Origin of the sequence: Actinoplanes sp. NPDC023936 (assembly GCF_040639325.1) — a bacterium.
GTDB lineage: Bacteria > Actinomycetota > Actinomycetes > Mycobacteriales > Micromonosporaceae > Actinoplanes.
Genome location: NZ_JBEZZR010000033.1, coordinates 95,084 through 102,673, shown reverse-complemented (window position 1 = coordinate 102,673; position 7,590 = coordinate 95,084). Strand labels below are relative to the sequence as shown.

General features: G+C 72.4%; 8 protein-coding genes. 6 read left to right on the top strand and 2 right to left on the bottom strand.

All coding sequences use genetic code 11. The features are described 5' to 3' along the window. Positions 1-788 (top strand): aromatic amino acid lyase (locus tag AB0F72_RS32120; protein WP_360439158.1); only part of this gene is annotated, 788 nt, incomplete at its 5' end. A 137-nt stretch (positions 789-925) separates the two neighbouring features. Here the strand turns inward: AB0F72_RS32120 and AB0F72_RS32115 are convergent. Further along, positions 926-1,915 carry a LacI family DNA-binding transcriptional regulator gene (locus AB0F72_RS32115; protein ID WP_360439155.1) on the bottom strand — a complete coding sequence of 330 codons (990 nt, stop codon included), beginning with the start codon at positions 1,913-1,915 and terminating at the stop codon, positions 926-928. 72 nt (positions 1,916-1,987) lie between these two features. Here AB0F72_RS32115 and AB0F72_RS32110 point away from each other — a divergent pair, with 72 nt between their 5' ends. Together AB0F72_RS32110 and AB0F72_RS32105 are read left to right on the top strand one after the other, a co-directional pair. Beyond that, positions 1,988-2,908, top strand: coding sequence for an amidohydrolase (locus AB0F72_RS32110; RefSeq protein WP_360439152.1), 921 nt, complete (start codon positions 1,988-1,990; stop codon positions 2,906-2,908). Then, complete coding sequence (locus tag AB0F72_RS32105; RefSeq protein ID WP_360439149.1) at positions 2,905-3,438, top strand: cysteine dioxygenase family protein; 534 nt, start codon at positions 2,905-2,907, stop codon at positions 3,436-3,438. Before AB0F72_RS32110 ends, AB0F72_RS32105 begins: the two co-directional genes overlap by 4 nt. A 242-nt stretch (positions 3,439-3,680) precedes the next feature. On the opposite strand, the gene AB0F72_RS32100 is transcribed toward AB0F72_RS32105, so the two are convergent. Continuing rightward, on the bottom strand, positions 3,681-5,120 hold the full coding sequence (locus AB0F72_RS32100; protein WP_360439146.1) for an aromatic amino acid lyase: 1,440 nt from the start codon (positions 5,118-5,120) through the stop codon (positions 3,681-3,683). A gap of 116 nt (positions 5,121-5,236) precedes the next feature. On the opposite strand from AB0F72_RS32100, the gene AB0F72_RS32095 reads away from it, so the two are divergent. The 3 genes from AB0F72_RS32095 to AB0F72_RS32085 are packed head-to-tail and all read left to right on the top strand — an operon-like array spanning position 5,237 to position 7,565. Continuing rightward, on the top strand, positions 5,237-6,241 hold the full coding sequence (locus AB0F72_RS32095) for an ATP-binding cassette domain-containing protein (RefSeq protein ID WP_360439143.1): 1,005 nt from the start codon (positions 5,237-5,239) through the stop codon (positions 6,239-6,241). Beyond that, positions 6,238-6,891 (top strand): ABC transporter permease, encoded by a 654-nt coding sequence (locus AB0F72_RS32090; RefSeq protein WP_360439140.1) that lies wholly within the window; start codon positions 6,238-6,240, stop codon positions 6,889-6,891. The genes AB0F72_RS32095 and AB0F72_RS32090 overlap by 4 nt, the downstream gene beginning before the upstream one ends. Continuing rightward, on the top strand, positions 6,888-7,565 hold the full coding sequence (locus tag AB0F72_RS32085) for an ABC transporter permease subunit (RefSeq protein ID WP_360439137.1): 678 nt from the start codon (positions 6,888-6,890) through the stop codon (positions 7,563-7,565). The genes AB0F72_RS32090 and AB0F72_RS32085 overlap by 4 nt, the downstream gene beginning before the upstream one ends. The last annotated feature ends 25 nt before the right edge of the window (positions 7,566-7,590 follow it).

Here is a 7,590-nt window from a genome sequence, read left to right as displayed (position 1 = left end):
CGTCGCACGGGCCGGCCGCGTCGCACGGGCCGGCCGCGTCGCACTGGCCGGCCGCGTCGCACGGGCCGGCCGCGTCGCACTGGCCGGTCCCGTCGCACGGGCCGGCCGCGTCACACGGGCCGGTCCCGTCGCGCGCGGCGCCCGGCTCGTTGCAGGCGCCCGTCTCGTTCCGGGTGAGCGCGCCCGCCCTGGCCGTCGCCGGGCGCGCGGTGGCGGAGCTGGAAGCGGCGATCGGCCGTACCCTCGGCGGGGTCACCGACTCGCCGGCGTTCCTGGACGGGCGATTCGTCGGGAGCGCCGGGTTCGCCGGAACCGACCTGGTCGCCGCCGCCGGAACGCTCACGACCGCTTTGGTTCATCTCGCCGAGCTGGGCGTGGCACGGCTGCACCGCCTGCTGGACGCCGAGGTCACCGGCCTGACCCGGCAACTCTCGGACACACCCGGCGTGCACGCCGGGATGGTCGCGGTGCACAAACGGGCGGCCGGGGTGGCGCACCGGCTGCGGCGGTTCGCGGGGGCCGCGCTGATCGGCCCGGTGGAGACGTCGGCGGGGCAGGAAGACGTGCAGAGCTTCGGCTTCGAGGCGGCGGAGTGCCTGGACGAGGCGATCGGCGGTCTGCGCGACGTGCTGGCCTGCGAGATCCTGGCGGTGCACCAGGCGTCCCGGCTCGGCGCGGCCGTCGCGCCACCGGTGGCCGGCATCGCCGGGAGACTGCCGGGAAGCACGCATGATCGCCCGTTCGGCCGCGACCTGGACGTGATCATCGAGATCTTGGAAGCCGGTTAGGGCGATCCGCAAGGGTTCGCGCTGACGGGCGGCCGTGGTCTTCGGGTGGCGCCGTGGTCTTCGGGTGGCGCCGTGGTCTTCGGGTGGCGCCGTGGTCTTCGGGTGGCGCCGTGGTCTTCGGGTGGAACTGCGGCTGATCAGCGAGGGCTCGCCGTGGAGCCGCGGACCACCAGCTCCGGGCGGAACGTCGGCGCGCCCGGTGTCTCGTCCTGCAGCAGGCCGACCAGCTGGCCCACCGCCGCGTCCACGATCGCGTCCTCGTCCCAGGCCATCGTGGTCAGCCCCGGACTGACCAGCCCGGCCAGCTGATGGTCGTCGTAGCCGATCACCGACAGCTCGTCCGGGATCCGGACGCCGACGTCGCGGGCCGCCCGGTACGCCGCGAACGCCAGCGAGTCGCTCAGGCAGAACACCGCTGTCGGCCGGCCCGGATCGGACAGCAGCCCGGCGGCGACGGCCACCGCCTCGGCGGTCGCGGCGGGCGCCGCGACGGCGACCAGGTCCAGTCCGAGGCGGCCCGCCACTTCGACGGCGAGGACCTCGGCCGGGCGGCCGGGAGTGGACGTCAGCGCCGGGGCGAGCAGGCCGACCCGGCGATGACCGAGCGAGGCGAGATGGGCCAGGGCGGTGTGCACCCCGTACCGGTTGTCGAACAGCACACTGCCGGTACCGGGACGGCTGGTCAGCGCGTCACCGATCGCCACGACCGCGACCGCCGGGTCGAGCAGCCGCCAGTACGACGCGGACGGGTCGACGGGTGAGACCACGGCGCCGTCGACGCGCTGGGCGACGAACTGCTCGACGATCGTGCGCTCCTGTGCCGGGTCGGCGTCGGCGTCGGCGATCATCGCGTACCGGCCGTGCCGCCGCAGCGCCTGGGTCAGCATCACCGACAGATCCTGCTGCCACAGGTCGCGCAGCGAGCCGCTGACGCCGACCGAGCCGGTACGGCCGCTGGCGAGGGCGCGGGCGATCGGGTCCACGGTGTATCCGAGCTCGTCGGCGAGCTGCCGGACCCGCAGGATGGTGCCGGGGGAGCCGCGGACACCGCGAAGCGCGTACGACGTGGCGGCCAGCGAGAGACCCGCGGCGTCCGCCAGGTCCTGCAGGGTACGTCGCCGTGGCATCGACAGAGAGTAACACCGCCCGTTGTCTGAGATCACGTTGCTTTAACCGGGCGGAAGCGCTTCACTTCTCTCATGAGTGAAGCGCTTCCCCCTCCCGGTGGGGTGGACTGCCACCAGCATCTGTGGCCGTCCCGCTTCCTCGATGCGCTGCGGCGCCGCGACACCCACCCCTATCTGCGGGGGTGGACGCTGCATCTGGCGGGCGAGGAGCCGTACCCCATCAATCCGGACGACCACGACGTGAGCGCGCGGCGCGCGATCGAGCTCGCGGAGGGCAGGGAGCTCGCGCTGGTCTCGCTGTCGAGCCCGCTCGGCATCGAGCATCTGCCGGCCGGCGAGGGCAGCGAGCTGATCGACATCTGGCACGAGAGCGCCCTCGAGCTGCCCGACCCGTTCCGGGTGTGGGCCGCCGCCTCGGTCACCGATCTCGCTCCCGGCTCCCTGGCGAAGACCCTTGCCGAGGATCGGGTCGTGGGGCTGCAACTGCCCGCCACCGCGCTCGCCGACCCGGCCGCGATCGCCCGGTTGCGGCCGCTGCTCGCCGAGCTGGAGTCCGCCGGCAAACCGCTGCTCGTGCACCCCGGCCCGGCGCCCGCCTGCCCGCCGGACCTGCCGTCGTGGTGGCCGGCGCTGGTGCCCTACGTCGCCCAGCTGCACCAGGCCTGGCTGGCCTGGCACGTCTGCGGCCGGGCCCAGCACCCCACGCTGCGGATCGCCTTCGTCGCCCTCGCCGGGCTCGCCCCGCTGCACCACGAACGCCTGGCCGCCCGTGGTGGCGCGCTCGGCGCCCTCGATCCGTACGTGTACTACGAGACCTCCTCCTACGGCACCCGCGCCATCGACGCGATGGTCCGGGTGGTCGGCGTCGACGGGATCGTGAACGGGTCCGACCGGCCCTACGCGCGGTCCGGCGACCCCGGTCTCGGCGACGCGTTCCGGCACGCGATGTTCCGCACCAATCCCCGCCACCTGCTCACCGGAGAACCACGATGACGATCGACACCGTCGCGGTCACCGACCCCGCCGACCTGCCCGACCTGCCCGGCCGCGTGCTGACCCCCAAGGAGTTGCAGCGCTGGGTGACCGAGCTGGCCGCCCGCCCCGAACTGTGGGAGCCGCTCGTCCGCCACGACACCGGGAAACGGCACTACGCGTCGCTGTACCGGGACAGTGACATCGATGTCTGGGTGCTCTGCTGGAACGTCGTCGACGACACCGGCTGGCACGATCACGACACCTCCTCGGGCGCGGTGGCGGTGACCCGCGGCGCGGTCACCGAGGCGAACCCGCGGATGGGCGGCGAGCCGGTCACGCGGGTGGTGGAGGCGGGACGGGCGTTCGCGTTCGGGCCGGACCACATTCACCGGATGGCGGGCGCGGTCGACGGCTCGGTGTCGATCCACGCGTATTCGCCGCCGCTGTGGCGGATGGGCCAGTACTCGATCAGCCCGGCCGGGGTGCTGCGGCGCCACGCCGTGTCGTACGCGGACGAGCTGCGCCCTCTCGACGCCCCCGTCCCCTGACCCGGGAAGCCCGCACCGGCGGCGACCAGGGCACACCGAAGCCCGCACCGGCGGCGACCAGGGCACACCGATGCGGTGCGTGTGACTCCATCCCTGCCCTGGCGCCGAGGGAAGCGCACAACGACGTTACGTGTGCTCTGGTCGCGGCCCCCCAGCTGCCCTACCCCCCGGAGCGTGCCGGTAACCGAGTTGACGTCGGCGCCGTGCGGAAAGCGGCCGGTCACAGGCGGCCCCGACAAGGGTCAGAGGTCGGCCAGCTGGGGTAGCAGCGCCGCCGCCTGTTCCAAGCTGGCGCCCAGCGGAGTGTCGTCCTCATCCGGATCCAACGCCTTGTCGGCCAGCGCGAACGCCCGCAACACCACCCCGTCCGTCAACCGCCCCGGGGCCATCCGCAGAGCCCGCACCGCGGCGACCAGTTCGGCGGCGAGCATCATCGGGGCCAGCGCGGTCATCGTCCGCAGCGCCCGGGCACCCTGAGTGGCGAAACTCGCATGTTCCTCCAGCCCGAGCGAGATCGACAGCGTGCCGGCCGCGGTGGGCTGCATGCCGACACGGATCTGGGTGAGCAGGTCCTGGACCACGTATTCGCTGATCATCATGCCTGAGCTGCCGGGCGGGCCGGCGGCGAGGAAGGCCCGCAGACCGGTCAGGTCGGGGCGCATCAGCAGGCCGAGGCGTGCCGAGGAAAGAGATAGAACTGGTAGGAAAGCCGACCGCATCGCGTCGAGAGCGGTGGCTAGGGTGGCGGTGTGGAACTGCCCGTGGTGGAGGACGCCGTCGTCGGTCACCAGCGGGTTCTCGACGGCTGCGTTGAGTTCCGCGGTGAGCACTCCCTGCAATTCCCGGGCGGCGTGGATGGCGGGGGCGGTGACCTGGGGCACAACCCGCAGGCCGAAGGGGTCCTGGATGCGGACGGCCGGGCCGCAGCCCGCGACGAGGGCTTGCAGGCTCGCCGCGACCTTCGCCTGCTGGGGGTGCGCCCGCGCCTGGTGCACGGCCGGGTCGTACGCCTCGGGGTTGCCGCGCAGCGCCAGGAACGACAGGGCGGCGACCACGATCGAGGCGCGCAGCTGGGTCTGCACGCTGGTCAGGGCGAGCGCGGCGGTGGCGACGGTCAGCGCGCTGGAGCTGATCATCGGGAGCGCGTCGGTGCCGTCGATCGTGGTGGTCGGGCCGATGCCGTCGCGCCAGGGGCGTTCGCCGGCCAGGGTGAGCCCGAGCTCGGCGAGCGCGGACAGGTCGGCGGTGCCGATCGCGCCCCACGGGTGCAGGGTGGGCACGGCGCCGTCGTGCACGGCGGCGGCGAGCGCCTCGGCGATGTGCCGGGAGACACCCGAGCCTCCGGCCAAGATCTGATTCAGGCGTACGATCATGGCAGCTCGCGCCGTGACGTCGTCCTCCACCGGGCCGACGCCGGCGCAGTGGCTGCGCAGCAGCCGCAGGCCATGGTCGGTGGAGTCGCCGGTGCTCTCGTGGCGGTTGGCGCCGACACCGGTGTTCGCGCCGTACACCGCGCCGTGCTCCAGGGCGGCCCGCAGCACGGCGTGCCGCGCGCCGACGCGGGCCAGCGCCGCCGGGTCCACGGTGATGTTCGCCATGCCGGTGGCGATCGCCACAAGACTCTCGATGGCCAGCGACTGTCCATCCAGCGGGATCGGCGGAACACCGTCTTGTGCCTGCATAGCGGCCCTCACGCAGCTGTTAATGGACGGTAAAGGCGTGACCTCTGCCGTTGACATCCTATTCACTACAACGCAAGTATGAATAGCAGTATTCACGAGCTACCGCCAGGAGCGCCATGATCACATTCGACGACGTCGTGAAGGTCTATCCCGGCGGCAGCACGGCAGTCGACCACCTCTCTGTCGAGCTGCCCACCGGGAAACTGACCGCCCTGGTCGGGCCGTCCGGCTGCGGGAAGACCACGTCGCTTCGCATGATCAACCGGATGGTCAGCCCGACCTCCGGCCGGGTGCTCATCGACGGCCAGGACATCGCGACGCAGGACGAGGCCAAGCTGCGGCGCGGCATCGGCTACGTGATCCAGAGCGCCGGGCTCTTCCCGCACCGGACCGTGCTGGACAACGTCGCCACCGTGCCGGTGCTGCTCGGCAAGAGCCGCAAGGAGGCCCGCACCGCGGCGCTCGGGCTGCTGGAACGGGTCGGCCTCGCGCCCGAGTTCGCGAAGCGGTACCCGGCGCAGCTCTCCGGCGGCCAGCAGCAGCGCGTCGGCGTGGCCCGGGCGCTCGCCGCGGACCCGCCGATCATGCTGATGGACGAGCCGTTCAGCGCGGTCGACCCGGTGGTGCGCGGCCAGCTGCACGCCGAGTTCCTCCGGCTGCAGCAGGACCTCGGCAAGACGATCGCGCTCGTCACGCACGACATCGACGAGGCGATCAAGCTGGGCGACCGGGTCGCGGTCTTCCGGCAGGGCGGCATCCTGGCCCAGTTCGGCACGCCGCAGGACCTCCTGGAGAAGCCGGCTGACGACTTCGTGGCCGAGTTCGTGGGCCGCGACCGCGGGCTGCGGAGCCTGTCGTTCGACTCGGCGGCCGCGCTGCCGGTCCGCCCGGTCACCGAGGAGCCGTCGCTGCTCCTCGACGACGCCGGCCGTCCGGTCGGCTGGAAGGACGCGGGCGATCTCGGCGGCGTCTTCCGGGTCACCGACTCGCTGCGGGTCGTCACCGACCTGGCGATCACCTCACCGGTCGGGATCGCCGTCCGGGTCGACGAGTCCGGCAAGGCCGACGGCGTGGTGCGGCACCATGACCTGGTCGATCACCTGCTGGAGCGCCGGCGTTGATCCAGTACCTGCAGAACAACTACGAGGTGGTGCTGACCGCCCTGCGGCAGCACGTGTGGCTGGCGCTGGTCCCGGTTGTGCTCGGGTTCGTGATCGCGCTGCCGCTGGGGTACCTCGCGGTGCGGTTCACCTGGCTCTACCACCCGCTCGTCAACGTGTGCGGCGTGCTCTACTCGATCCCGTCGCTGGCGCTCTTCGTGTTCCTGCCGGTGCTGCTCGGCACGAAGGTGCTCTCCCCGATCAACATCGTGGTGGCGCTCACCATCTACACCGTGGCGCTGCTGGCCCGGACCGTCGCGGACGGCCTGCGCGCGGTCGATCCGACGATCGTCCAGGCCGCGACCGCGATGGGGTACCGCCCGCTGCGCCGCCTGGTCGACGTCGAGCTGCCGGTCGCGCTCCCGGTCATCCTGGCCGGTCTGCGGGTCGCCACCGTCGCCAACATCAGCCTGGTGAGCGTCGGCGCGCTGATCGGCGTCGGCGGTCTCGGCCAGCTCTTCACCCGGGGGTTCCAGCTGTTCTACCTGGAGCCGATCCTGGTCGGCATCATCCTGTCGGTGCTGCTCGCCGGCGTATGCGACCTGATCATCGTGCTCATCCAGCGCGCGGTCACCCCGTGGGCCCGGTTCCAGCGAGGCGGCGCGGCATGAACTTCTCCTACCTGACCGACCCGGAGAACTGGCAGTTCGGCGAGCCCGGCAGCTTCCCGCAGCTGATTCTCTCGCACCTGGGGTACTCGGCCCTGGCCCTGCTGCTCGGCGTGCTCATCGCGCTGCCGGTCGGGCTCTACATCGGGCACACCGGCCGCGGCTCGTTCCTGGCCATCAACGCCGGCAACGCGGGCCGCTCGCTGCCCACCCTCGGCCTGCTGATGCTCATGGTCACGCTGCTCGGGCTCGGTCTGCTGCCGGTGCTGATCGCGCTGACCGTGCTGGTCATCCCGCCGATCCTCACCTCGACGTACGCCGGGATGCGCAACGTCGACCACGCCGTGGTGGACGCCGCGCGGGGCATGGGCATGCGCCCCTGGCAGGTGCTCACCCGGGTGGAGTTCCCGATGGCGCTGCCGGTGATCATGGGCGGGTTCCGCAGCGCGGCGCTCCAGGTCATCGCGACCGCCACGGTGGCGGCCTCGGTCGGGCTCGGCGGTCTCGGCCGCCTGCTGATCGACGGGCTCGCCGTCAACGACTACTCCCGTGTGCTGGCCGGCGCCGTCGTCGTCGCCGTGCTCGCCGTCGTCCTCGACCTCATCCTGGCGCTCGTGCAGCGCTGGGTCGTCTCACCCGGCGTGTCCGGGCGGCGTGTCCGACGCGCCACCGTTTGATGTCCCTCCCACTTGAAATCCCTCC

What these genes read in the sequence shown, in the direction of transcription:
- AB0F72_RS32115 (WP_360439155.1), bottom strand. Translation starts at nt 1,915, where the DNA reads ATGCCACGGCGACGTACCCTGCAGGACCTGGCGGACGCCGCGGGTCTC.
- AB0F72_RS32110 (WP_360439152.1), top strand. Translation starts at nt 1,988, where the DNA reads ATGAGTGAAGCGCTTCCCCCTCCCGGTGGGGTGGACTGCCACCAGCAT.
- AB0F72_RS32105 (WP_360439149.1), top strand. Translation starts at nt 2,905, where the DNA reads ATGACGATCGACACCGTCGCGGTCACCGACCCCGCCGACCTGCCCGAC.
- AB0F72_RS32100 (WP_360439146.1), bottom strand. Translation starts at nt 5,120, where the DNA reads ATGCAGGCACAAGACGGTGTTCCGCCGATCCCGCTGGATGGACAGTCG.
- AB0F72_RS32095 (WP_360439143.1), top strand. Translation starts at nt 5,237, where the DNA reads ATGATCACATTCGACGACGTCGTGAAGGTCTATCCCGGCGGCAGCACG.
- AB0F72_RS32085 (WP_360439137.1), top strand. Translation starts at nt 6,888, where the DNA reads ATGAACTTCTCCTACCTGACCGACCCGGAGAACTGGCAGTTCGGCGAG.